General features: G+C 73.5%; 23 protein-coding genes and 4 pseudogenes. 18 read left to right on the forward strand and 9 right to left on the reverse strand.

Going from position 1 to position 24,110, the window contains the following annotated elements; translation table 11 throughout:
* Positions 1–75: 75 nt before the first annotated feature.
* On the forward strand, positions 76–1,275 hold the full coding sequence (locus tag GA0074692_RS30440) for a glycosyltransferase (RefSeq protein WP_091654326.1): 1,200 nt from the start codon (positions 76–78) through the stop codon (positions 1,273–1,275).
* Here the strand turns inward: GA0074692_RS30440 and GA0074692_RS30445 are convergent.
* From GA0074692_RS30445 to aroA, 4 genes and pseudogenes are all read right to left on the reverse strand, one after another.
* A complete protein-coding gene (locus tag GA0074692_RS30445) occupies positions 1,233–2,249 on the reverse strand; it encodes a DUF3999 domain-containing protein (RefSeq protein ID WP_245730783.1) in 1,017 nt (338 codons plus the stop codon). The two genes, GA0074692_RS30440 and GA0074692_RS30445, sit on opposite strands and share 43 nt — an antisense overlap.
* Before the next feature lie 59 nt (positions 2,250–2,308).
* Positions 2,309–3,112 carry a histidinol-phosphatase gene (gene hisN, locus GA0074692_RS30450; protein WP_091650888.1) on the reverse strand — a complete coding sequence of 268 codons (804 nt, stop codon included), beginning with the start codon at positions 3,110–3,112 and terminating at the stop codon, positions 2,309–2,311.
* Between the two features lie 101 nt (positions 3,113–3,213).
* Positions 3,214–4,320 (reverse strand): ribosome small subunit-dependent GTPase A, encoded by a 1,107-nt coding sequence (rsgA, locus tag GA0074692_RS35090; protein WP_176738751.1) that lies wholly within the window; start codon positions 4,318–4,320, stop codon positions 3,214–3,216.
* Positions 4,309–5,601: pseudogene (gene aroA, locus GA0074692_RS35095) on the reverse strand (3-phosphoshikimate 1-carboxyvinyltransferase); the annotation flags it as partial. The pseudogene aroA and the gene rsgA, both read right to left, overlap by 12 nt.
* Positions 5,602–5,892: 291 nt before the next feature.
* Here aroA and GA0074692_RS30460 point away from each other — a divergent pair.
* The 5 genes from GA0074692_RS30460 (at position 5,893) to rsrA (ending at position 9,406) form a co-directional block, all read left to right on the forward strand.
* Positions 5,893–6,621: an SOS response-associated peptidase gene (locus GA0074692_RS30460; protein WP_091654331.1), complete on the forward strand. Its 729-nt coding sequence runs from the start codon at positions 5,893–5,895 to the stop codon at positions 6,619–6,621.
* A gap of 196 nt (positions 6,622–6,817) precedes the next feature.
* Positions 6,818–7,210, forward strand: a complete 393-nt coding sequence (locus tag GA0074692_RS30465) for a WhiB family transcriptional regulator (protein WP_091650891.1) — start codon at positions 6,818–6,820, stop codon at positions 7,208–7,210.
* Positions 7,211–7,423: 213 nt separating this feature from the next.
* Positions 7,424–8,041: an alpha/beta hydrolase family protein gene (locus tag GA0074692_RS30470; RefSeq protein ID WP_091654334.1), complete on the forward strand. Its 618-nt coding sequence runs from the start codon at positions 7,424–7,426 to the stop codon at positions 8,039–8,041.
* A 257-nt stretch (positions 8,042–8,298) separates the two neighbouring features.
* Positions 8,299–9,117: a sigma-70 family RNA polymerase sigma factor gene (locus GA0074692_RS30475; protein WP_091650896.1), complete on the forward strand. Its 819-nt coding sequence runs from the start codon at positions 8,299–8,301 to the stop codon at positions 9,115–9,117.
* A gap of 1 nt (position 9,118) precedes the next feature.
* On the forward strand, positions 9,119–9,406 hold the full coding sequence (gene rsrA, locus GA0074692_RS30480; RefSeq protein WP_091650899.1) for a mycothiol system anti-sigma-R factor: 288 nt from the start codon (positions 9,119–9,121) through the stop codon (positions 9,404–9,406).
* 250 nt (positions 9,407–9,656) lie between these two features.
* Here the strand turns inward: rsrA and GA0074692_RS37065 are convergent, their stop codons facing one another.
* On the reverse strand, positions 9,657–9,731 hold the full coding sequence (locus GA0074692_RS37065) for a 50S ribosomal protein bL37 (RefSeq protein WP_369700219.1): 75 nt from the start codon (positions 9,729–9,731) through the stop codon (positions 9,657–9,659).
* Positions 9,732–10,002: 271 nt separating this feature from the next.
* On the opposite strand from GA0074692_RS37065, the gene GA0074692_RS30485 reads away from it, so the two are divergent.
* The 4 genes and pseudogenes from GA0074692_RS30485 (at position 10,003) to GA0074692_RS30495 (ending at position 11,301) form a co-directional block, all read left to right on the forward strand.
* A complete protein-coding gene (locus GA0074692_RS30485) occupies positions 10,003–10,218 on the forward strand; it encodes a biotin/lipoyl-binding carrier protein (protein WP_091650902.1) in 216 nt (71 codons plus the stop codon).
* A gap of 188 nt (positions 10,219–10,406) precedes the next feature.
* On the forward strand, positions 10,407–10,712 hold the full coding sequence (locus tag GA0074692_RS30490) for a hypothetical protein (RefSeq protein WP_091650905.1): 306 nt from the start codon (positions 10,407–10,409) through the stop codon (positions 10,710–10,712).
* A 66-nt stretch (positions 10,713–10,778) separates the two neighbouring features.
* Positions 10,779–10,871 (forward strand): annotated as a pseudogene (locus GA0074692_RS34360) (biotin/lipoyl-binding carrier protein); the annotation flags it as partial.
* Between the two features lie 118 nt (positions 10,872–10,989).
* Entirely contained in the window at positions 10,990–11,301 is a 312-nt protein-coding gene (locus GA0074692_RS30495) for a hypothetical protein (RefSeq protein ID WP_091650909.1), read from the forward strand.
* A gap of 57 nt (positions 11,302–11,358) precedes the next feature.
* Here GA0074692_RS30495 and GA0074692_RS30500 read toward each other — a convergent pair whose 3' ends face one another.
* Entirely contained in the window at positions 11,359–13,176 is a 1,818-nt protein-coding gene (locus GA0074692_RS30500; RefSeq protein ID WP_245730527.1) for a tetratricopeptide repeat protein, read from the reverse strand.
* Between the two features lie 188 nt (positions 13,177–13,364).
* Here GA0074692_RS30500 and GA0074692_RS30505 point away from each other — a divergent pair, with 188 nt between their 5' ends.
* The 3 genes and pseudogenes from GA0074692_RS30505 to GA0074692_RS36785 all read left to right on the forward strand — a co-directional run.
* On the forward strand, positions 13,365–14,396 hold the full coding sequence (locus GA0074692_RS30505; RefSeq protein WP_091650912.1) for an SIS domain-containing protein: 1,032 nt from the start codon (positions 13,365–13,367) through the stop codon (positions 14,394–14,396).
* Positions 14,397–14,458: 62 nt separating this feature from the next.
* Positions 14,459–15,844: pseudogene (locus GA0074692_RS30510) on the forward strand (histidine kinase N-terminal domain-containing protein); the annotation flags it as partial.
* Between the two features lie 87 nt (positions 15,845–15,931).
* Positions 15,932–16,168, forward strand: a pseudogene (locus GA0074692_RS36785) (ATP-binding protein); the annotation flags it as partial.
* Between the two features lie 95 nt (positions 16,169–16,263).
* On the opposite strand, the gene GA0074692_RS30515 reads toward GA0074692_RS36785, so the two are convergent.
* Positions 16,264–17,865, reverse strand: coding sequence for a glycosyltransferase family 39 protein (locus GA0074692_RS30515; protein ID WP_245730529.1), 1,602 nt, complete (start codon positions 17,863–17,865; stop codon positions 16,264–16,266).
* A gap of 486 nt (positions 17,866–18,351) precedes the next feature.
* Here GA0074692_RS30515 and GA0074692_RS30520 point away from each other — a divergent pair, with 486 nt between their 5' ends.
* The 4 genes from GA0074692_RS30520 to GA0074692_RS30535 are packed head-to-tail and all read left to right on the forward strand — an operon-like array spanning position 18,352 to position 21,831.
* Entirely contained in the window at positions 18,352–20,064 is a 1,713-nt protein-coding gene (locus GA0074692_RS30520) for a nitrite/sulfite reductase (RefSeq protein ID WP_091650919.1), read from the forward strand.
* Positions 20,061–20,267 carry a hypothetical protein gene (locus GA0074692_RS30525; protein WP_091650922.1) on the forward strand — a complete coding sequence of 69 codons (207 nt, stop codon included), beginning with the start codon at positions 20,061–20,063 and terminating at the stop codon, positions 20,265–20,267. The genes GA0074692_RS30520 and GA0074692_RS30525 overlap by 4 nt, the downstream gene beginning before the upstream one ends.
* Positions 20,264–21,028 carry a phosphoadenylyl-sulfate reductase gene (locus tag GA0074692_RS30530; RefSeq protein WP_091650925.1) on the forward strand — a complete coding sequence of 255 codons (765 nt, stop codon included), beginning with the start codon at positions 20,264–20,266 and terminating at the stop codon, positions 21,026–21,028. Before GA0074692_RS30525 ends, GA0074692_RS30530 begins: the two co-directional genes overlap by 4 nt.
* 32 nt (positions 21,029–21,060) lie before the next feature.
* A complete protein-coding gene (locus GA0074692_RS30535) occupies positions 21,061–21,831 on the forward strand; it encodes a sirohydrochlorin chelatase (protein ID WP_425413410.1) in 771 nt (256 codons plus the stop codon).
* Positions 21,832–21,959: 128 nt separating this feature from the next.
* Here the strand turns inward: GA0074692_RS30535 and GA0074692_RS30540 are convergent, their stop codons facing one another.
* Together GA0074692_RS30540 and GA0074692_RS30545 are read right to left on the reverse strand one after the other, a co-directional pair.
* Positions 21,960–22,220 carry a WhiB family transcriptional regulator gene (locus tag GA0074692_RS30540; protein ID WP_091650927.1) on the reverse strand — a complete coding sequence of 87 codons (261 nt, stop codon included), beginning with the start codon at positions 22,218–22,220 and terminating at the stop codon, positions 21,960–21,962.
* A 419-nt stretch (positions 22,221–22,639) separates the two neighbouring features.
* Entirely contained in the window at positions 22,640–23,587 is a 948-nt protein-coding gene (locus tag GA0074692_RS30545; RefSeq protein WP_091650931.1) for a diacylglycerol/lipid kinase family protein, read from the reverse strand.
* A 41-nt stretch (positions 23,588–23,628) separates the two neighbouring features.
* On the opposite strand from GA0074692_RS30545, the gene GA0074692_RS30550 reads away from it, so the two are divergent.
* Positions 23,629–24,021: a hypothetical protein gene (locus tag GA0074692_RS30550; protein ID WP_091650933.1), complete on the forward strand. Its 393-nt coding sequence runs from the start codon at positions 23,629–23,631 to the stop codon at positions 24,019–24,021.
* Positions 24,022–24,110: the final 89 nt, after the last annotated feature.

The following is a 24,110-nucleotide window of genomic DNA, read 5'->3' on the forward strand; positions in this document are numbered from 1 at the left end:
TTTCGACTCCTTGGCCCCAGGTTAATGGGACCCTCTGACCGGAGGACCGTAGCTCGTGATCGCATGGAGGTGACCATGCTCGTCGGCCTAGTCTGTGCGCACGCCGGGCCGGGCCGGCGTGCCGACGGCCCGGTCGTCGGCACCCACCAGCACATCGCCCGGATCGCCGCCGAACTGGCCGGCCGGGGCCACGACGTACGGGTCTACGAACGACGCGACGACCCCGACGCGCCCGCGTTCCTGGACCAGGACGGCTACCGGCTGGAGCTGGTCCCGGTCGGGCCGCCCTCGCCCACCCCCACCGCCCGGCTGGTGCCCCACGTGGCCGAGTTCGGACAGTGGCTGACCGACCGATGGGCCGGCGACTGGCGTCCCGACGTGGCGCACGGGCACTACTGGGTCGGTGGACTGGCCGCCGCGCACGCCGCCCGGGGCACCGACGTGCCGGTGGTCCAGACCTTCCACTCCCTCGGCATCGAGCAACTGCGCCACCTCGGCCGGGAGTACGCCGGCCCGGGGGAGCGGATCCCGCTGGAGCGGGCGCTGACCCGCGCGGTGGACATGGCCGTCGCCCAGTGCAACGACGAGGTCGACGAACTGACCCGGATGGGGCTGCAACGGGCCTCGGTGGCGCTGGTGCCCACCGGGGTGGACACCGAGCAGTTCCACCCGGACGGGGAAGCCGCGCCCCGGGACCAGCGGCCCCGGATCCTCACCGTCGGCGGGCTGACGCCGTCCAGCGGCCACGACGACCTGGTCCGGGCGTTGCGCCTGGTCGGTGACGCGGAACTGGTGATCGCCGGGGGACCGCCGGCCGAGCGGCTCGACGGCCACGCCGAGGCCCGCCGGCTGCGCGAGCTGGCCGAACGGGCCGGCGTCGCCGAGCAGGTACACCTGGTCGGTGACGTGCCGCACGACCAGATGGCCACCTGGTACCGGTCGGCCGACGTGGTCGCCTGCACCCCGCACTACGCCTCCGCCGGTCGGGTGTCCCTGGAGGCGATGGCGTGCGGCGTGCCGGTGGTCGGCTACGCCCGGGGCGGGATCGCCGACGCCGTGGTGGACGAGGTCACCGGCAAACTGGTGCCGCCCGGCGAGGTTCGCGCCCTGGGGATGGCCCTGCGTCGCCTGCTCGCCGACCACGCCGGCCGGTTCGCCTACGGACACGCGGCGGTGGACCGGGTGCGGTGCAGCTATACCTGGGAACGGACGGCCGGTGCGCTGGAGCGGCTCTACGAACGGGTGGTCGGCCGCCGCAAACCGGTGGAGGCGTGAGAAACGTGTGGGCGCGCGCCGTGCCGGGTTGGTAGCAGGGGTCCCCTGTTCCCGCCTGGTGATGAGGAGGGGACCCCTGCTACCACCTCAGCACCAGCACCAGCAGCAGCACCCGCACCCCCCGGCACCCGGGCGATGGGGAGTGTCGGGCGGGTGCGGCGCTCGGCGGCCGGCCGGTGGTGCTGCGGTTCGGCGTACCGGGTCAGCCCGATCACCGCGACCAGCGTGCCCAGGAAACCGACGGCGGCCAGCCACTCCCGGCCGGGCCAGATCTTGTCGTTGAGCAGCAGCAGACCGACGATCGCGGCGGGCACCGCCCCGGCGGCGTCCATCGCGGCCACCGCCGCCGTGGTCGACCCGCGCTGCATGGCCAGCCCGAGCAGGAGCTGCCCGACCAGCGAGTGCGCGATCAGCAGGTAGAGCAGCGGGTCACGGAGGAACGCCTCCGTCGAGTCCGCCGACGCCAGCGGGCGGGCGGCCACCGCGGCGGCGGAGAAGGCCAGCCCGGCGAGGGAGCCGAGCGCCACCGAGCCCGGCGCGCCGTGCAGGCGTACCGCGAAGAAGCCGAGCAGCGCGACGCCGGCCAGGGCGACCGTCAGGCCGACCAGCCCGGCCGCGCCGAGCTGCCGGGACGGGGCGGGACGGGCGGCCAGCACCAGCGCGGTGATGCCACCGAAGAGCAGGCCGAGCAGCGCCACCTCGGCCCTCGGTAGCCGCCATTTCAACACCAGCACGCCGAGCACCGCGGTGACCCCCAGCCCGGCGGCCACGCTGGCCTGGACCAGGAACAACGGCAGGTCCCGTCGGGCCAGGAAGGCCAGCACGAAACCGGCCACCTGACAGAAGAGCCCGACCAGGTACGTGGGGTGGCAGGCCAGCCGCAGCAGCAGCCCCGGGTGGAAGCTGTGGTGCACGGTCGTCCGCGTGGCGGCGACGGACTGGAGGAGGTTGGCGATGCCGTACGCGACGATCATCGCCGCGAGGAAACACCAACCAGAGGAAGACACCCGGCGAGGATAGATGGTGTCCCGGGTCAGCGCTCGGCAGGCCGACGGAGCCGGTCGAGGATGTCCGGGTGCAGGGTGCCGTTGGTCGCCACGGAGCTGCCGTCACCGGGAGCGGGGGCGCCGGCCAGGTCGGTGAGGGTGCCGCCGGCCTCGGTGACGATGGGCACCAGCGCGGCGATGTCCCACAGCGACAGCTCCGGCTCGACCATCACGTCCAGTGCGCCCTCGGCCAGCAGCATGTAGCCGTAGAAGTCCCCGTACGCCCGGCTGCGCCAGGTGTCCCGCATGATCTGGAGCATCGCGTCCAGCCGGCCGGTCGCCTCCCAGCCGTCCAGCGAGGCGTAGCAGAAACTCGCGTCGGCGAGGCGGCTCACCCGGGAGACCCGGATCGGCTCGCCGTGCACCGCGTCCGGGCCGGCGTACGCGCCCGCGCCGCGCGCCGCCCACCAGCGCCGTCCGAGGGCCGGGGCGGAGACCAGGCCGAGCACCGGCTGGTCGCCCTCCAGCAACGCGATCAGGGTGGCCCAGATCGGCACCCCCCGGACGAAGTTCTTGGTGCCGTCGATCGGGTCGACCACCCAGCGCCGTCCCGCCGGGCCGGTCGCCGGCTGCTCGCCGTACTCCTCGCCGACCAGGCCGTCCGCTGGGCGGTGCGCGGCGAGCAGAGCGCGGATCTCCCGTTCCACGGCGGTGTCCGCGTCGGAGACCGGGGTCAGGTCGGGCTTCGCCTCGACCCGCAGGTCGAGCGCGCGGAACCGGGCCGTGGAGACGGCGTCGGCCGCGTCGGCGAGCCGGTGGGCGAGGGCGAGGTCGTCGGCGTACCCGGGCATGGGGAGACGGTAGCGCCGCCCGGGTCAGACCGCGCCGCCCGGGTCAGACCGCGCCGCCCGGGTCAGACCGCGCCGCCCGGGTCAGACCGCGCCGCCCGGGGTCAGGCCGGGGCCGGCGGGTCGGTCTCCGCCCGTGGGTCGGTCTCCCCGGCGCGCGAGGCGAGCAGCCGGCGGTACGACGCCAGTCGGCGCGGATCCGCCTTTCCGGCGGCCACCCAGGCGTCCAGCGCGCAGTTCTCCTGGTCGGCGGTGTGCTCGCAGTTGGCCGGGCAGTCGGCGGTCGCCTCCACCAGGTCGGGGAAGCCGTGCAGCAGGCTCTCCGCCGACACGTGTGCCAGGCCGAAGCTGCGCACCCCGGGTGTGTCGACGATCCAGCCGGGGTCGGCGTCGCTGCCGGGCACCGGGGTCAGCCGCAGCGCCACCGCGCTGGTCGACGTGTGCCGGCCCCGACCGATCGCGCTGACCGTGCCCACCGCCCGGTCGGCCGCCGGCACCAGCCGGTTGACCAGCGTCGACTTGCCCACACCGGAGTGCCCGACCAGCACCGAGATCCGCCCGGCGAGCAGCTCGCGTACCCGGGTCAGGTCGGAGTCCGGCCGGACGAGCACGTGCGGCAGGTCCAGCTCGGCGTAGTAGTCGAGGACCGCCTCCGGACCGGCCAGGTCGGCCTTGGTGAGGCAGAGCAGCGGCTCGACGTCGGCGTCGTACGCGGCGACCAGGCAGCGGTCGATGAAGCCGGTACGCGGCGGCGGGTCGGACAGCGAGCTGACGATCACCAACTGGTCGGCGTTGGCCACCACGACCCGCTCCAGCCGCCCCTCGGGGGTGGTCTCGTCGTCGTCGGCGGTGCGTCGCAGCACCGAGCTGCGTTCGGCGATCCGGACTATCCGGGCCAACGCGCCGGGTGCCCCGGAGGTGTCGCCGACCAACCCGACCCGGTCGCCGACCACCACCGACCGGCGGCCCAGCTCGCGGGCGCGCATCGCGGTGATGGTGGGCCCGTCCGGGCCGTCGTCGGGGAGCACGCAGGTGTACCGGCCCCGGTCGACGGCGACCACGAACCCGTCGACGGCGTCGGCGTGCCGGGGGCGGGTTCGGGTACGTGGACGCGAGGACCTGCCGGGTCGGACCCGGACGTCCTCCTCGTCGTACTCGCGTCGTCTGGTCGCCAGGACCGCCCCCTGTCCGTCAGTTCCCCCGGTCACCATCCCTGACCATAGTGCCGGGAACTCCGGCATGGTCTTGGAGGTGCACGACACGTCGTCGAGTTCGACGCCCGGCACGGCCAGCCCGGTCACCGCGGCGGCGTGCGCCATCCGGTGGTCGTGGTAGGTGTGGAAGATCCCGCCGCGCAGCGGCCGGGGGCGGATCTCCAGCCCGTCGGCGGACTCGGTGACGTCCGCGCCGAGCGTGGTGAACTCGCGGGCCAGCGCGGCGATCCGGTCGGTCTCGTGACCCCGGATGTGCCCGATCCCGGTGAACGTCGACGGGGAGTCGGCGAGCATGGCGAGCGCGGTCAGTACCGGGGTCAGCTCGCTGACGTCGGAGAGGTCGCCGGTGATGCCGTGCACCCGGCCGGTGCCCCGGACGGTCAACCCGGCGGTGGAGAGGCTCACCTGCCCGCCCATCTCGTGCAGCAGCGAGCGCAGCCGCTCGACCGGCTGGGCGCTGCTGCGCGGCCAGCCGCGCAGGGTGACCTCACCGCCGGTGACCAGGGCGGCGGCGAAGAAGGGCACCGCACCGGAGAGGTCCGGCTCGATCTCCCAGACCCGCCCGCTGAGCGGACCGGGCTCGACCGTCCAGACGTCCGGCGTGCCGTCGTCCACGGCCGCCCCGGCGGCCCGGAGCATCTGCACGGTCATCCGCAGGTGCGGCGCGGAGGGGACCGGTGGACCCACGTGCCGAACCACCACGCCCCGGTCGAAGCGCGCGGCGGCCAGCAGCAGCCCGGAGACGAGTTGGCTGGACGCGGAGGCGTCGATCACCACCTCGCCGCCGGTCACCCGGCCGGTGCCGAGCACGGTCAGCGGTAGGCTCCCCGGGCCGGTGATGTCGATCCGGACGCCGAGCGAGCGCAGCGCCTCGACCAACGGGCCGAGCGGACGGGTCCGGGCCGCCGGGTCGCCGTCGAAGGTGACCCGGCCGTCGGTCAGCCCGGCCACCGGCGGGACGAAGCGCATCACCGTGCCGGCCAGGCCGACGTCCACGTGGGCCGGCCCGACCAGGCGGTGCGGCCGGACCAGCCACCGGTCGTCGTCGGCGATCGACATGTGCGCGCCCATCGCCCGCAGCGCGCCGGCCATCAGTTCGGTGTCCCGGGCCCGGAGCGCCCCCAACAGGGTGGACGGGCCGTTGGCCAGGGCGCTGAGCACCAGGGCCCGCGCGGTCAGCGACTTGGAGCCGGGCAGGCGGAGCGTGGCCGTGACCGGGTCACTGGCGGTCGGCGCGGTCCACGGCTGCAACGGACGGGTCGCGGTCAGATTCCCCACGGTCACATTCTGCCGGTTCCCGGCACCGGCGGACGAACTCGTCGCGTCGTCTCCCGGCTGGCGGGACAGGTCCGCCGCCAGCCGAGCCGGGGGCGGGCGGCCCTCGACCGGCGGGACGGGAGGACAGCCCTCGACCGGCGGGACGGGACGGACAGCCCTCGACGGGCGGGACGGCCGACGGGGTGAAGCGTCTCCGGACCGGCGGGCGCGAGGTCGTCGCCGGTCGGCGGCACGGGTCGTCGCTGACCGACGGGACAGCCAGCGTCGGTCCGGCGGGTTAGCGTGTCCGTCATGTGCGGCAGGTACGCGACCACCCGCGACTCCGGGGCGCTGAGCCAGCTCTTCGAGGCGTACGACGACACCGACGGCCGGCTGCGGCCGGACTGGAACGTCGCGCCGACGAAACCCGTGCCGGTGGTCCGGGTCGACGACAAGGGCACCCGGGCCCTGTCGCTGGCCCGTTGGGGGCTGCTGCCGCCGTGGGCGACGTCCCCGTCCGCCGGGGCGCGCATGATCAACGCTCGGGCGGAGACGGTCGCGACCAGCCGGGCGTACGCCACCCCGTTCGCCCGCCGCCGCTGCCTGGTTCCCGCCGACGGCTGGTACGAGTGGACCCGTACCGATGGCGGCAAGCAGCCCTACTACCTGACCCGGACCGACGGCGACGTGCTCGCCCTCGCCGGGATCTGGTCGGTGTGGCGGGGCCCGGACGGCCCCTGGCTCACCTGTAGCGTGCTCACCACCTCCGCCGTGGGCGCGCTGGCCGACGTGCACGACCGGATGCCGGTGCTCCTCCCGCCGCAGCGGTGGGGCCGGTGGCTCGCCCCCACCGCCGACCCGACCGCGCTGCTCGGCGCGGACGAGGACTGGCTGGCCGGGCTGGAGATCCGTCCGGTCGGGCCGGCGGTGGGCAACGTCCGCAACGACGGGCCGGAACTGACCGCCCGGGTGCCCGGTGTGCCGCTGCCGCGCCGCCGTCCGTCCACCGTGGAGACGGCGGACGAAATGACGCTGTTCTGAACCGCGTCAGCGCATTGTCGGGTGCTGATTTGCCAGAGTTGCGGGCGAATCGTCGTACGAATGTTTGCCGTTTTTCCGGCAGACTCTTGTCCCCGTGTGTCCAAGTGCGATAGAACACAGCGCCGGTAGTGGGTGTCGATCGCACCGTGTGATCGACTGTCGCCGATATGGCCGGTCCCACGGGGGAGGTGGGTTGATGACTCGGGCGCGAATGCCCCGCCCGCACGAAGTGGCCGCCGCGCGCCGCGATCCGCGACTCTTGCGGGCCCTGCGCGAACGACGGCAGGACGACGCGTGGCGTACCAAGGGAACCTGCCGCAGCGTGGATCCGGAGACGTTCTTTCCGGCGCCGAACGAACCAGCCGATGCGGCGGTCGCGCTCTGCCGTACCTGCGACGTGCAGGGGTCCTGCCTGGCCTGGGCGTTGGAGGCCGGGGACTATCACGGCGTGTGGGGTGGCACCACACCCCGGGAACGGCGGGCCATGCTCGTCGCCTGGCGTAGCGAGGTGGAGCCGGACCCGGACGCGGCTGACGAGGCCGGCCCGCCGGTCCGTGACCACCTGCTCGCCCTGGTGCCGCTCGCCTGACCCTCGGGCGGGCCATCGCGACCGCCGGCCGCCTCGCCGGCCCGCGACGGGCGGCGTCGCCGGACTGCCACCGGCCGCCTCGCCAGCCACCAGCCGGCCTCGCCGTTCCGCCACCGGGTGACGGCGTCCGGCGAGGCCGCCGGGCGGTCGGGTGACCCCTCGTCCGACGGGGACCACGTACGGCAGTCGGGCGCGCCGGCGCAGAATGGGCCGGTGCGGCACCGTGTGGAGATCGAGACGCCCCGGGGGCCAGCGTGGCTGGACACCGATCCGCCCGCCGGAGAGCCGACGAGCCTGCTCGTGCTCGGACACGGTGCCGGCGGCGGGGTGGACGCGCCCGACCTGGTCGCGCTCCGCGACGCGGCGGTCCGGGCCGGGGTGCTCGTCGTCCGGGTCACCCAGCCCTATCGCGTCGCCGGCCGGCGGGCCCCGGCCCCGGCCGGTCACCTCGACGAAGCCTGGACGGCGGTGCTGGCCGAACTGCGCCGCCGCCACCCCGCCGTGCCGACGCTGCTGGTGGGTGGACGCTCCAGCGGCGCGCGGGTGGCCTGCCGTACGGCCCGGGCGGTCGGCGCGGACGGCGTGGTCGCCCTGGCGTTTCCGCTGCATCCGCCGGGCCGGCCGGAGCGTTCCCGGGCGGCGGAACTCGACACCGGGCTGCCCACCCTGGTCGTCAACGGCGACCTGGACCCGTTCGGGGTGCCGAACGCCGGAGCCGAGGTGCGGGTGGTGGTCCGCCCGGGGGAGCGGCACGAGCTACGCCGTGATCCGGCGGGGGCCGCCGCCGTGGTTCTCGACTGGCTGCACGCCCGAGGCTGGGCCCTGGGGTGACCCCTGACGGGCCTCCAGGCCCGGCTGCCTGCCCAGGGCCGGCTTCCCTCCGGGGTCGGTCCCACCGTGACCCCCGACGGCGGCGGGTCGTTGCATCGATTGGTGCCGGCCCGTGGCTGGCGCCGCCCTCCCAGGCCCTTCCTGGTCCCAACGTCACCCCCCGGTGCCGCTGGGGCCGGGAACGGGGGCGGAATGTTGCGCCGGTCAGGCGGTGTTGCACCCCCTGGACGGTTGCGGACAGCTGAGGGGGTGACCGGGTGTCGACCGGGACACGGAGCCGGGAACGGGACGAGCAGGACGCGCGCCGACTGCGCCGGCTGCTGGACGGGCCAGGGTGGCCCGCCGCGGTCGGGGCGGTCCGCGGCGCGGTGAGCACGAGCACACCGGCGGAAAGTGAATCTACGGACAGGTACTTGCGCGTATCCTCGGCCAGAAGGCATCCGACACGAGGGGAAGCGCGGTTGACCACCGAGAAGACGGACGAGCGCCGGGCGCGCTTCGAGCGTGACGCGCTGCCCTTCGTCGACCAGCTCTACGCGGCCGCGCTGCGGATGACCCGCAACCCGGCCGACGCCGAGGACCTGCTCCAGGAGACGTTCCTGAAGGCGTACGCCGCCTTCCACCAGTTCGAGCAGGGGACGAACCTCAAGGCCTGGCTCTACCGGATCCTGACCAACACCTACATCAACTCGTACCGGAAGCGGCAGCGGCAGCCGGTCCAGGCGCCGACCGAGGAGATCACCGACTGGCAGCTCGCCGAGGCCGAGTCGCACACCTCCAGCGGCCTGCGTTCCGCCGAGACCGAGGCGCTGGACCGGCTCCCGGACACCGACGTCAAGGAAGCGCTCCAGCAGCTTCCCGAGGAGTTCCGGCTGGCCGTCTACCTCACCGACGTCGAGGGGTTCTCGTACAAGGAGGTCGCCGACATCATGGGTACGCCGATCGGCACCGTGATGTCCCGTCTGCACCGGGGTCGGCGTAATCTGCGAAAGCTGCTGGAGCGCTACGCGGCGGAGCGCGGGTTCTCCGCGGCCCGTTCCTCCGGTGGTCCGACCAGCGCCGGCCGGGAGGTGTGACGTGAGCTGTGGTGAGCCGCACGAGACGGACTGCCGCGAGGTGCTCGAGGAGATGTACCTCTACCTGGATCTGGAGTGCGCGGACGAGCGCCGCCGGCTGATCAGCGAGCACCTGGACGAGTGCGGTCCGTGCCTGCGGGAGTACGGCATCGAGCAGGAGGTCAAGGCGCTGGTGGCCCGCTGCTGCGGCAACGAGACCGCCCCCGTCGAGCTGCGTGAGAGGCTGCGGATCCGGATCAGCGAACTGGTGGTCTTCGAGTCTTCGGAGTCCCGCGAACTGACCGACTGACCGCAGGTCCCGCGCAGTCGACCGCAGCTCTCGACCGCAGCCGCGCGGCCGGACGGGAAAACGCGCCGGCCGGGAAGCGCGCCGGCCCGGAACGCCGCCAGGCGGGAAACCGGCGGGACGGGAACGCGGCGGCTGGGAAACGATTACTACATACCGGTGGCCCGGGTCGGAGTCCGACCCGGGCCACCGCTGTCCTGACACCCGATCACCGTGCCACCGGTCAGCTCGACCGGCGGTTGGTGGCCGACGGTCAGGAGTTGGGGCGCTTGCCGTGGTTGGCGCCGCTCTTCTTACGGGCCTTCTTCTTACGGGCCTTCTTCGCCATGGTGACCTCCTCGTGACGTTCTGTCGGCCGCCGAGCGACCGTGGAGCCGCTCCCTGCACCGGTCTCCCGGCGCCTGCGGTCCGACCCGCTGATGCTAGTGCGGTTGGCGTCCGTCGTACCGGGTGGGGCGGAATCCGGCCGGACGGGCCGTGCCGCCCGGCGCCGGCCCGACTCTCCCGAGGTGCCGCGTGGTCGGTCCGGGTGGGACCCGGGAGGGGCCGCCACGTGATTGGATACGGCGAAGCAATCCGTGGAGAGGGAGGGCCGTCCGATGGCCGAGGAGATCCGCGCCGAGATGGTGGCCAATGTCTGGAAGGTCGTCGCGTCGGCCGGGGACACCGTGTCCGAAGGGGACACGCTGGTGATCCTGGAGTCGATGAAGATGGAGATCCCGGTGCTGGCCGAGAGCGACGGTGTGGTCCAGCAGCTCGCGGTCAACGAGGGTGACGTCGTCCAGGACGGCGACCTGATCGCGGTGATCGACTGACGTCCTCCGACACTCCGTGGGCAGTGGGAACACGCGGGCGCGTCACCGGGCGCGCCCGCGTCGGCGTCCGATCGGACGACACTGAAAAACCCGGGCAACCCGATCGACCCCTTCCGTTCGACTGATTGACCAATATCGATTGGGATGGCAGGCTCGCGGGTATCCCACCGCAACAGAACGGAGCTGCCATGCGCACGATCCGCAAGGTCCTCGCGGCCACCGCCGTCGCCGGGGCGTTCACCGCGTCGCTGCTGGCCGGCGCGGCCCCCGCGTCCGCCACGACCGAGGGGACCGCCGGATTCGGCACCTTCACCGGCTGGGGGTCGAGCTCGATCGCCTCGCAGGCCATCTGGCTGGCCGAACTCGATGCGGAGCGGTGGGCGTCGATGAGTGGCTTCGACCCGTTCTTCGACTGCTTCACGACCTACAGCAGCGCGACCCAGGTCACTCCCACCTACTACAACGCGACCGTCCGCATCAGCTGCTTCAACTGACGGCGGCCCTCCTCGGCGCCACCACGTACGGCGCGTCCGTCGGCATCGACGGGCGCGCCGTACGTGGTGCTGGCCGAGAGTGGCGGCGTGGTCGAGCAGTTCGCGGTCAACGAGGGTGGCGTCGTCCAGGACGGCGACCTGATCGCGGTGATCGACTGAGTCACGTCCAACGAAACACCGTGGTAATCCCATCGACTTGTTTCTCTACATAAGTTGATTGACGTCGATGGGAATGGCAGGATCGGCGCAGCCAACCACCGAGCAGAACGGAGCTGCCATGCGCACCTTCCGCAAGGCCCTCGCGGCCACCGCCGTCGCCGGGGCGTTCACGGCCTCGCTGCTGGCCGGCGCCGCCCCGGCATCCGCCGCCAGCGAGGGCACGAACGCGAGCGGTTGGTACACCGGTTACGGGTCGAGCTCCACCTCCTCGCTGGCCCTCATGTGGGCGCAGGACGACGCCGAGTGGAAGGCGGAACTGGCTGGGTTCAACTCGTTCCTGGACTGCCGGGTCACGTACAGCAACGTCCAGCAGATCTCGCAGTACTACTACAGCGCGACCGTCCAGCTCTACTGCTACAACTTCAACTGACGGACATCGTCCTCGCGCCACGACAGCCGGTCGGCACCACGCCGACCGGCTGTCGTGTCAGCGGCGGAAAGGCCGGGCGAGTCGTTCCCAGAGCCGGCGCAGCCGGCCCCTCCTCGGCGGAACGCCGGCAGCCTGCCAGGCCAGCAGGGTGCTGGCCTCGTCCAGGTCGGGCGTGGCGAGCGCCAGGTGGGCCAGGGAGACGAGGATGGGCACCGGACGATCCCGGCCCACGGCGACCGCGTCGGCGAGTCGCGCGGCCACCACCCCGGCGACGTCGGGGCGTACCGAGGGGTCGACCCAGGCGGCGGTGACCAGCGCGAACAGGGCGGCCTCGGTGGTCCAGTCCTCCACTCCCCAGACCAGGTCGAGCAGCATCCGACGGCGGGCGGAGTCGGGCCACGGCTCGTCGGTGCGGTGGTGCAGCAGCCCCAGGCAGGTCCAGACCTGCACGCAGCGCACCCAGAGCGCCGGATCCTGGCCGAGCACCCGGCCGAGCGCGGTGGGCGGGGCGGTCGGTGGGTGCGCCAGCAGGCCGAGCAGGTCGCTGCCATCCAGGGTGGCCAGCCCGACCGCAGCGTCGTACGCGGCCGGGGGATGTGGCCAGGCCGGGTGGGCGAGCTGCCGGATCCGTTCCACCGCCTCGGCCGACGGCGTCGACACCAGGGGTACGACGCCGTCGCCGGAGTAGCGCCACAGCGGTCGTACCCCGGCCCGTCGGGGCAGGCGGGGATCGGGTCCGGTCACCCCGGCGGTCAGTACCCGCAGCCCGGGCCGGGCCACGGCGAGGGTCCGCAGTGCGCTCGGCGGGGGCGGGGCGGGCAGCCGCAGGGGCGGCCCCTCGGCGGTCCGGTCGGTGGCGGTGAGCCGGCGCAGGGCTTCCACCGCCGGCCCGCCGGCCGGGGTGAGCTGCCCGAGCCAGGGCCGGCCCCGGCAGCACTCGGCGAGGTCGCCGTGCTCGTGGGAGTCGTCGAGGTGGTCCCGGGCGAAGTCGGCGAGCGCCACCAGGTGACCGACCCGGCCGTCCCGCTGGTGGCGCAGCCGGTGGGCGGTGTGCACCGCGCAGTCGAAGGTCGGGTCCCGGGCCAGCGCCCGGTCGATCCAGGTCAGCGCCTCGTCCAGGCGACCGTTGTCGGCCAGGGTGCCGGCGATGTCCGCGTAGACCGCGAGGTCGTCGGGGTCGTGGTCGACGGCGCGGCCGAGCGCGGCGAGCGCCTCGCGGGTGCGGCCGGCGCTGCGGTACGCGTACCCGAGCCAGACCTCGCCCAGCTTGGACGGCTGCGCGCGGACCCCCCGGCTGGCCCATTGGATCGCCAGCTCGATCTCGCTGACTCGGCGGGCCAGCGCGGACGCCGCGCCCAGCAGCAGGCCGTGCTCGGGGTGCGCGGTGACGGCGTGCCGGGCCAGTGTGAGGTACGGCCGCAGCGGCGTCCGGGCGGCCTTCGGCACCGGGTCGGGCACGGCCGCGCAGACCTGCATGAGGATCCGTGCGCTCCGCTCCGGGTCGAGTCGTTCGGCCAGCTCGGGCGCGGTGACCCAGGGCACGCCGGCCCAGTCGGCCTGTGGCGCGTGGCCGGTGGCGGCGGCGAGCAGTTCCAGCCCCTCGCCGGGGCGGCCAGCGGCGGCGAGCAGGTGCGCGCGGGCGACCACGGCCCCGACGAAGACGTGCTGTTCGAGGGGGAAGAGGTCGATGCCGCCGTCGCTGACCGCGGCGATCCGGGCCAGGGTCTCGTGCACCTCGGGCATGGTCGGGGCGTACGCGATGGCGCCCGCGACGTGACCGGCGGCGTGCCGCAGGTCGCCCTGGGCCAGCGCGAGTCGGGCCAGGGCGAGTTCGCCCTCGGCGGAAAGGTGGGGGTCGTCCTCTCCCTCGGACACGGTGACCTTTCACTCGGTGTGTTTCTGGGGTGTGCGGTCAGCGTAGGGGTTGACGGACCTCCTGTGACCCCCCTTGCGCGTTCCTGCTCGTTGCGTTGCCCTGACAGAGCAAAAGATGCAAGACTGAGCATGAAGCGCGCGGTAACGCGCAGAAGGAGGAGGTTCCGGTGACCGTTCCGGGGGCTGGCATGACCGCCGACATCGAGGAGCAGCCGGCCGGCTACGCGCGCCTGCTCTCCGCCGAGCACACCGGGCCGATCGCCCGGGTGGCCGAGGCGGTCGCCCGACGCCGCCCCCGGCACGTGGTGTTCACCGCGCGCGGCACCTCCGACCACGCCGCGCTCTACGCCGCGTACCTCACCGAGATTCGCCTCGGTATCCCCGCCGGCCTCGCCTCGCCGAGCACGATCACCGTCTTCGGCGCCCGGCCCGATCTCTCCGACGCCCTCGTCGTCGGGGTCAGCCAGAGCGGCGGCTCACCCGACCTGGTCGAGGTGATCCGGGTGGCCCGCGCCGCCGGGGCGCTCACCCTCGCGGTCACCAACGCGCCACAGTCTCCGCTGGCCGGGGCCGCCGAGCTGAGCGTGGACATCGCCGCCGGGCACGAGCGGGCGGTCGCCGCCACCAAGACGTACACCGCCGAGCTGCTGGCGCTGCTGCTGCTGGTCGAGGGGATCCGCGCCGGCGACGGCACGCTGCCGGCCGACGAGCGCGCGGCGCTCGACGCCCTGCCCGACCTCGCCGCGCGTACCCTGGCCGACCCCACCCCGGCCCAGCTCGCCGCCCGTTACCGGTTCGCCGCGCGCCTGGTCACCACCGGCCGGGGGTACGCCTACCCGACCGCCCGGGAGGCGGCGCTGAAACTGATGGAGACTTCGTACCTGCCGGCGCTGGCCTTCTCCGGGGCCGACCTGCTGCACGGTCCGCTGGCGATGACCGACCCGGACGTGCCGGTGCTGGCCGTGGTCGGCTCCGGCCCCGGCGGGCGCGCCATGCGCGAGGTGCTGCCCCGGCTCGGCGAACGCCGTGCCGACGTGGTGGTGGTCGGCTCCGCCGACGTCGAGGGGGCCACCCGGATGGTCGTGCCCGAGGTCGACGAGCGGTACGCGCCGCTGCTCGACATCCTGCCGTTGCAGCGGCTCGCGCTCAGCCTGGCGCTCGCCCGGGGCGAGGACCCGGACGCCCCGCGCGGCCTGAAGAAGGTCACCACGACGATGTGACCGGCGGCCCCCGGACGACGGCCGGCCGGGCGACGGGCCGCTCGGCGTGGCACGCTTCTGGGGTGTCCACGCTGCGCGAACTCGCCGACGAGCACACCCAGCTCCGTCCGGCCGACGTCGACCACCTGCACCGGATCGCCGGTGACTGGCAGCTCCTGTCCGACCTCTCCTTCGCCGACCTGCTGCTCTGGGTGCCGGTCGACGGTGACGAGAGCTTCCTCTGCGTCGCCCAGGTACGCCCGACGACCGCCCCGACCGCGTACCTGGACGACCAGGTGGGACGGATCGTCGGCGGACCGGAGGTGGCACACCTGACCATCGCGTACAGCGAGGGCCGGATCTGGCGGGAGGGCGACCCGGTCTGGTACGGCGACGTTCCGGCCCGGCACGAGGCGATCCCGGTGCGGCTGCGCACCGCCGACGGCGAGGCCGGCGAGGTGATCGCCGTGGTGGGGCGGGACACCAACCTCTCCACCGCCCGTACCCCCAGCCAGCTCGAACTGAACTACCTGACCACCGCCGACGACCTGGCGCAGATGCTCGCCGACGGCACCTTTCCACCGCCCCGGCACCAGGGCGAGACGACCTCCGCGCCCCGCGTCGGCGACGGGCTGGTGCGCCTCGACGCCAGCGGGAAGGTCACCTACGCCAGCCCGAACGCGCAGTCGGCGTACCGGCGGCTCGGGTCCGCCTCCCACCTGGTCGGCGAGGACCTGGCGGCGCTGCACCGCAGGCTCGCCACCGACCCGCTGGAGGGCACCGACGCGGCCAACGGCATCCTCGCCGCCCTGCGCGGCGAGGCCCCGCCGCGCCGCGAGATCGACGCCCGGGGCGCGACCATGCTCACCCGGGCACTGCCGCTGATGCCGGCCGGGGTGCCGATCGGCGCGTTGGTGCTGGTGCGGGACATCACCGAGGTCCGTCGCCGGGACCGCGCGTTGATCACCAAGGACGCCACCATCCGGGAGATCCACCACCGGGTGAAGAACAACCTCCAGACCGTGGCGGCCCTGCTGCGACTCCAGGCCCGCCGGGTCGGCATCCCGGCCGCGAAGGCCGCGCTGGAGGAGTCGGTACGCCGGGTCGCCTCGATCGCGCTGGTGCACGAGACCCTCTCCATGTCCAGCGACGAGGCGGTGGAGTTCGACGGGATCGTCGACCGGGTGGCCAGCGCGGCGGCCGAGGTCGCGGCGACCGACACCCCGGTGCGGATGCGTCGGGAGGGGAGCTTCGGCGTGCTCCCCGCCGAGATCGCCACCTCGCTGGTGATGATCCTCAACGAACTGCTGCTCAACGCGGTGGAGCACGGCTTCCCACCCAGCGACACCGCCCCCGAGGTCCCTCCCACCGTCGAAGCGTCCGGCGCCGCCGAAGCGTCCGGCGCCGCCGAAGCGTCCGGCGCCGCCGAAGCGTCCGGCGCCGCCGAAGCGTCCGGTGCCGCTGGGGCGTTTGGTGCCACTGGGTCGCTTGGTGCCGCCGGTCCCGCTACCGGCTCCGCCGAGGCGCCCACCGGCTCCGCCGCTGGTCCTGTGGCGGCCGAGGTGGTGGTCTCCGCGCACCGGTTCCGCAAGCAACTGCACGTCACCGTCGCCGACAACGGTCGGGGGCTGCCCGCCGATTTCGACGCCGAACGCGGTGGCAACCTGGGCCTGCAGATCGTCCGCGCCCTGGCTACCGGGGAGTTGCGGGGCAGCATCGAGTTGCGCAACCGGGCCGGTGGCGGCACCGAGGCGGTGCTGGTCGTCCCCCTCGCTGGCCCCCGTTCACGCTGAGGTGGTTGCGCGGCTGCTGCTGAGGTGGTTGCAGGGGACCCTTCCTACCGCTTTTTGAGGAGCAGGGGTCCCCTGCAACCACCCCTGCAACCACCTCAGCCCGGCTGGGTGAGCAGAACGAGGGTGACGCCTGGCACCGTCCAACGGTCGGTGGGGGAGAAGGCGTCGAGCGCCGCCCGCTTCGCCGGGGACAGCGCGGCCACCGGATCGGCCCGGTGGCCGGCCACCACCAGCCACACCCGGTCCACCCCCGCCAGGCAGTGGACCGGCCGGTCGCACTCCACCGCCCGCAGGTCGCCGGCCCGGCGCGGGTCCCGCACCGCCAGCACGTCGCGGGGACGCTCGTCGCCCAGGTGGTACGCCAGGCCGAGGTCGAGGAAGAGGAAACCGTCCCGGGACCCGTAGACGACCGCGTCGCCGGGGCGCTGTCCGGCGGCGACGACGCGGGCCGCCGCCCGGTAGTCCACCGGGGCGGAGCGCGGCCAGTCGTGGGTACGCCGCAGGTCGAGCTGGGCCGGCGCGCCGAGGACGGCGGCGAGGCCGACCACCGCCAGGGCGGGCGGCAGACGTACCGAGGCGAGTAGGGCCCCGGCCGGCAGGCAGAGGAACGGTGTGGTGAAGACCAGGTAGCGCGGCACCCAGACGGAGGTCACCAACCCGGCGACGAAGAGCAGCGCGACCGGTGCCGCCACCGCCGCCAGCATGAGCCATCCCCACCGCCCCGGACAGCCGACCGGGTCGGTACGAGGGTTCGCGTGCTCCTGGGCGCCGGCGGCGACCGGGTCGGTACGAGGTCCGGTACGGACGGCGACCGGGCCGGTACGAGGAGGTCCGGCGCGGTCGGCGACTGGACCGGTACGGGCGGCGCCGAGCACGGCCAGTCCGACCAGCAGTCCACCCACCACCGCACTGGCGGTGAGCGAACCGGGCAGTCCGGCCAGGTCACCGAGGCGGGAACGGTCCACCCAGCTCAACTGGCGGGACTGCTGCCCCCGGGCGAGTAGCGCCAGCGGGGCCAGCAGCACCGCCGCCGGCAGCAGGGCGAGCAACCAACGCCACGCCGCCCCACCGCGCACTCCCAAGCCACCGCGCAACACCGGCCCAGCGGGCAACACTGGCCCGCTGCGTACTGCCGGGCCCCCGCCCACTGCCGGGCCCCCGCCGCGTACCGCCAGGGCGTGGGCGGCGAGCAGAGTCAGCGCGGCCAGGTGTGTCAGGCCGAGGGCGGCCACCGCCCCGGCGTACGCCGCCCAGCGGCCCCGGCCCGGCCGGCGCAGCGCCGCCACCAGCAGTACGGTCGCGGCGACCGCGAGCAGCGTGGCGAGCGCGTACGGCCGGGCCTCCTGCCCGTACCGGGAGGTGCTCGGCAGCACGGCGAACAGCAAGCCCGCCAGCCGGCCGGCCCGGTCGCCGAAGAGCCGTTCCCCGAGGACGGCGGTGAGGCCGGCCGCCCCGGTCATGGCCAGCACAGCGGGGGCCCGCAGCGCCGGTGGCGAGTCGCCGAAGACCGCCACCCAGCCGTGCATGAGCAGGTAGTACGGGGCGAGCGTGGCGTCGACGGTGGCCGCCAGCCGGGCCAGGTCGGGCAGCGGCCGGGTGGCGGCGCTCCAGGTGGCCAACTCGTCCCGCCACGGCTGGGCGTGCCCGACGCCGGTGGCGGTGACGACGAGGGTCAGCGCCGTCGGCCAGAGCCACACCGGGCGGCCGTTCCGCGGAGATTCGCGTGTCCGGAACGGGCCAGCGGCGCGCCGTACCCGCTCCCGCCACCCGCCGCCCGGTACGTCGGATCCACCGACCACCCCCGAAGCGTCGCACGGGCCGCGCCCCGCCCGTGGAGTGATCGGGACAGGTCGATCACCCCGGGCCGTCCGGCGCGCATGTTCCGAGGTGGCCCGTGATGTGGGATGGCGCACCAGGACCTTGGCCGGGTTCTCGCAGGTGTGGCAGCATGGTCGACATGACCGCCGCTGTCGAGCGCCGCTTCGTGGCCCGCCGCCACGTCGACTACGGTCGCGTTCGCAGCGCCATCTGTCCGGCCTACTGACGACGCCCGACCCATCCGTCTCGGGCGCGCATCCGCGCCGGCTCCACGACACCGTTGTCTTTCCGCCCGGCACCCCGGGCGAGCCGCCGCGTCCCGCGCGCATACCGAGGCGACCACCCAGACAACGGAGGACGCCGCGATGGCCGTCAACAGCACCCCGGCTCGGCCCGAGCGCCCGGCGGCAGTCGCCGCCCGGGCTCCCCGCCGGCCTCGGGGTGAGGGGCAGTGGGCGCTCGGACACCGCGAGCCGCTCAACCCCAACGAGCGGATGAAGAAGGACGACGATCCGCTCAACGTCCGCGCCCGGATCGAGAACATCTACGCGCACCGGGGGTTCGCCTCGATCGACCCGCAGGACCTGCGCGGCCGGTTCCGTTGGTGGGGCCTCTACACGCAGCGCAAGGCCGGCATCGACGGCGGACGGACTGCCGTGCTGGAGCCGCACGAGCTGGAGGACGAGTTCTTCATGCTCCGGGTGCGGGTCGACGGCGGGCAGCTCAGCCTGGCGCAGCTCCGGGTGGTCGCGGACATCTCCCGGGAGTTCGCCCGGGACACCGCCGACATCACCGACCGGCAGAACATCCAGTACCACTGGATCCGGGTCGAGGACATGCCGGAGATCTGGCGACGGCTGGAGTCGGTCGGCCTGCAGACCACCGAGGCGTGCGGGGACTGTCCCCGGATCGTCCTCGGCAGCCCGGTCGCCGGGGTGGCGAAGGACGAGGTGCTCGACCCGACCCCGGCGCTTGACGAGATCGTCCGCCGGTACGTCGGCGACAAGCAGTACGCCAACCTGCCCCGCAAGTTCAAGTCCTCGATCTCCTGGCTGGTCGACACCCCGTACGAGGCCAACGACATCGCCTTCCTCGGCGTCGAGCACCCCGACCACGGCCCCGGCTTCGACCTCTGGGTCGGCGGTGGGCTCTCCACCAACCCGATGCTCGCCAAGCGGCTCGGGGTCTGGGTGCCGCTGGCCGAGGTGCCCGACGTCTGGGCCGGTGTGGTGGGCATCTTCCGCGACTACGGCTACCGCCGGCTGCGTAACCGGGCGCGGCTGAAGTTCCTGGTGGCCGACTGGGGCGTGGAGAAGTTCCGCGAGGTGCTGGAGAAGGAGTACCTCGGCCGGGCCCTGCTGGACGGCCCCGCTCCGCAGCTCCCGGCCAAGCCGGTGGACCACATCGGCGTGCACGAGCAGGCCGACGGCCGGTACTACGTCGGGGCCGCCCCGGTGGTCGGACGGGTCTCCGGCACCCAGCTCGCCCAGCTCGCCGACGTGGTCGAGGCGCACGGCAGCGACCGGGTGCGGCTCACCGCGTACCAGAAGCTGCTGGTGCTGGACGTGGCGCCGGAGCGGACCGACTCGCTGGTGGCGGCGCTGCGCGGGATCGGCCTGGAGGCCCATCCGTCGGCCTGGCGGCGCGGCACGATGGCCTGCACCGGCATCGAGTACTGCAAGCTCGCGATCGTCGAGACCAAGGCCCGGGGCGAGGAGCTGGTGGCCCGGCTGGAGGAGCGGCTGCGCGGCTTCGACGCGGACATCTCCATCCACATCAACGGCTGCCCGAACGCCTGCGCCCGTACCCAGGTCGCCGACATCGGCCTGAAGGGGCAGCTCGTGGTCGGCCCGGACGGCCGGCAGGTCGAGGGCTTCCAGGTGCACCTGGGCGGTGGGCTCGGCATGGCGCAGGGGCAGACCGCCGGGTTCGGCCGCAAGCTGCGGGGCCTGAAGACCACCGCCGAGGAACTGCCCGAGTACGTGGAGCGGGTGGCCCGGCGGTACCTGGCCGGCCGGACCGAAGGTGAGACGTTCGCCAACTGGGTGATCCGGGTCGACGAGGAGGAACTCCGATGAGTGAAACCCGATCGGTGCCGCTGTACTGCCCGTACTGCGGCGAGGAGGACCTGCGGCCCAACGAGACCGGGCACGGCGCGTGGGAGTGCCACGCCTGCCTCCGGGTCTTCGCGGTGAAGTTCACCGGTCTGCTCTCCCGGGCGGTGTCCGGGCCGGTGGAAGAGGCGGGTTCCGGGCCGGTGGCCGAGGCGGTGACACGATGAGCGGCCTGGTGTCGGCGGCCGGGCTCGGACTGGTCGGCACCGGCCACACCGTTCCGGCCGGGTCGGGCCGGCGTGGTCCCGAGGAACTCCGCGAGTTGGCCACCCGGGCCGGCCGGGAACTGGAGGGTGCGCCCGCCCTGGAGATCGTCCGCTGGGCGGCGGAGACCTTCGGCGACCGGCTCTGCGTCACCAGTTCGATGGCGGACGCCGTCCTGGCCCACCTGGTCTCCCGGGTGGCTCCCGGGGTGGACGTGGTCTTCCTCGACACCGGGCTGCACTTCCCCGAGACGCTGCGGGTTCGCGACGAGGTGGTCCGTACGCTGCCGGTGAACGTCCGGTCGATCCGTCCCCGGTTGACCGTCGGCCAGCAGGACGGCGAGTACGGTCCCCGGCTGTTCAACAAGTCGCCGGACGAGTGCTGCCGGCTGCGCAAGGTGGAGCCGCTGGAGCGCGCGCTGGGCGACTACGACGCCTGGGCGGCCGGGCTGCGCCGGGACGAGTCGCCCACCCGGGCGAACACCCCGGTGGTCGGGTACGACGAGCGGCGCGGCAAGGTGAAGGTCAACCCCATCGCGGCCTGGACGCAAGCGGACGTGGACGGCTATGTCGCCCGGCACCGGGTGCCGGTCAACGAACTGTTCCGGCAGGGCTACGGCTCGGTCGGCTGCTGGCCCTGCACCCGGCGGACGAAGGCGGGGGAGGACCCGCGCGCCGGCCGCTGGGCGATGTTCGAGAAGACCGAGTGCGGACTGCACACCTGAGCCCGCTGGTGCCGGCACCGGCGTCCCCGGTGCTGGTACCCGGGCGCCTGCCGGCGTTTCGGGGGCCGGTGTCCGGGGCCGATCCGGTGGTCCTGGTCGCCCACGGCAGCCGGGATCCGCGGGCTGCCGCAGCGACCCGGGCGCTGGCCCGGGCCGTCGCCGCTGCCCGTCCCGGCACGGTGGTCCTGCCGAGCTGGCTGGACCACACCGCGCCCACCCCGGCCGAGGTGCTGTGTGGGCTGGCCGAGGCCGGGCACGCCCGGGCGGTACTGGTGCCGTTGCTGTTGACCGCCGCGTACCACCGCCGGGTGGACATCCCGGCCGCGGTGGCGGAGGCCGGTGCCGTCGGCCGCGCGATGGCGGTACGGGTCACCGATGTGCTCGGCCCCGTCGGGGAGCGGGTGGACCCCCTCCTGCTGGCCGGGCTGCGGCAGCGGCTGGCCGAGGCGGAGCCGGGGCGGTTCGACGCGCTGGTGCTGGCGGCGGCGGGTACCCGGGATCCGGGCGCACGGGCCTCGGTGGGGCGGGTCGCCGCTGCGCTCGGAGCGAGCTACGGCGTGCCCTGTCGGGTGGCGTACGCCTCGGCCGCCGCGCCGACCACCGGTACGGCAGTGGCCCGGTTCCGGGCCGACGGGGCCCGACGGGTGGCGGTGTCGGCGTACTTCCTGGCCCCGGGCCTGTTCCACGACGCAGTCACGACGGCAGCCCGCGAGGCCAGCGCGGTGGCCGTCTCGGCCCCCCTGACCGACACCCCCGACCTGGCCCACCTGATCCTCCGCCGTCTCCACGCTTTCAGCGGCTGATCAAGAAGCTGGCGTCAGGTCCGGTGCGGATTCCTGACGCCAGCTTCTTGATCAACGTGCTGAATTAGGGGGTGGGGAAGTGAAGCGCCCCGCCAGGGTGGGCTGGCGGGGCGTTCGGTGGTGTGTGGTCAGGAGGCGGAGTGAGCGCGCAGCACGCGGAGGCCACCGCGACGCTTCACGGCGCGACGCTCCTCCTCGCTCATTCCACCCCAGACGCCGGCGTCCTGACCGGACTCCAGTGCCCACTTCAGGCACCCGTCGGTCACGGAGCAACGCCGGCAGACGGCCTTGGCCTGCTCGACCTGCAGCAGAGCCGGACCGGACGTCCCGATCGGGAAGAACAGCTCCGGGTCCTCGTCGCGGCAGGCAGCATGGTGGCGCCAGTCCATGGCGGCAACACTCCTCATTCTGGATGGGTGGCAGTTCTTGCTTCGTTTTCCTAAATGCATCCGCAGTGCCGATGGTGACGGTTCGCGTTCATCAAATCAGCATTGCGTGAGCAGGCTGTTGGCTCTGGGGCGACGTGGAGAGGCTCAACATGTCGAGCATATCCCCGCAATGTCCCGGTAACTCAAGTCCGCTTGTGAATACTTTCACGAACTACTGGAATGTCAAGGGTGACGCTCCGAAAAACTTCTAGGAGGTGAGCAGGCTCACGACCCATTTGTCCGGTTTCCCGAACCGCCCCGGCGATGCCGCCCGTAGCCGGGAATCAATATAGTACAGTCCGCGCGACATTGCAGGCATATCCGGCACCTCACCCTCCGGCGCGTCGCCACCACCGTCAGCCAAGGGTGTTACCCCAGACTCAGCAGATTACTCTCAGTGCGGCTGGTGCGGATGTGAATCTAACTTTTTCCCGCTGTCCAAGGTAGTCCCCATCGAGTTGGAACGCCTGCGGACGGCTCGCGACCAAGGTGAACTCGGCCACGTCATGGAGCCGGAGCACCTGTCGACCCCGGGGGTCCGGCTGGCGGGAGAACATCTGAGTGACCGTCCGTGACGTACTCGCCACCTTTAGCTGACGAAGTGCCATGACGTCAAGACCAAGGTCGAATGAGGCGTCCGGGTTCGGGTTGATCTCCCGCTCGCCGAGATACGTCCACGGCGCGGTGTTCTGGATGATCACCGTCGCCAACTCATCTTCTGACTCCGTCCCCGGACGCTCCAGTCGGATCGACGGATGCCGTCGGTCGGAGGCGAGGAAGTACTGATTCACCGTGGCGCGCAGATATAGCGCGGGAGTGGAAACCCGGCCCCGCTTCCGTGCCATTTCCACGCGATGCACGACCGCCGCGTCCAGCCCGAAGCCGGCGCAGAAGGTGAAGTACCGGTCGTCGGCGCGGCCGAGCCCGATCGTCCGGGAGCGGCCCAGTCGGAGCCCTTCCAGGATCATGCTGGTGCCCTCCGCCCATTCCCGGGGCAGACCCAGTGCCCGCGCGAAGACGTTGGTAGAACCGCCCGGCACCGTGGCGAGCGCGGGCAGCCGGTCGGCGGACGTGCCGCCGGTGACGGTCGGCGGCTCCGCGGTCATCAGCCCGTTGACCACCTCGTTGACCGTGCCGTCGCCACCGAGAGTGACGACCAGGTCGACGCCCTCCTCGGCCGCCTCCCGGGCCAGGTCCGTGGCGTGCCCCCGGCGTCGGGTGTACCGCACCGAGAGGTCCACCTCACTGCGCAACGCCCGGACCAGCACGTCCCGGCTGCGTTCGCTGGTGGTGGTGGCCTTCGGATTGACTACCAGGACGGCCCGCATGGCCGGACTGTACCGCGCTGCCGCGCGGGTATCGTGTCGCCGTGACGATCGACTCGGACCCGCTGCCCACCACGCTGAGTTGGGCCGCCCGTCTGCTGTGGGGAGAGGCGGTCGCCCTCGGGCTGGTCGCCGTCTGGCTGGCTTACGAGAACCTGACCGCGGACGCGTTCGACCTCGCCTCGGCTGTGCTGATCACCGTCTTCGCGGCCGGTGGCGCATTGGCGCTCTGGGCGCTCGGCACCGCGCTGGCCCGCCGCCGGGCCGGCGCCCGGGCCCCCGCGATCGTCCTCCAGCTCATGCTTCTGCCGGTCGGTTGGTACATGATCCAGGGCGGGTTGGGCTGGCTCGGGGTGCCGCTGATGGTCCTCGGGGTGGGGGTGTGCGCGCTTTTGCTCGCCCCGGCCAGCACCCGGGCGCTCGGTCTGCCGCACTGACCCTGGGACGGCCACGGCGGCCATCGCCGGGCACGGGACAGGCGGGGCGGCGGGTGAGTGGAGACGTCACCGCCGGGGGCGCGTGGGAT

The sequence above is a fragment of the Micromonospora pallida genome (genome assembly GCF_900090325.1).
Lineage (GTDB): Bacteria > Actinomycetota > Actinomycetes > Mycobacteriales > Micromonosporaceae > Micromonospora > Micromonospora pallida.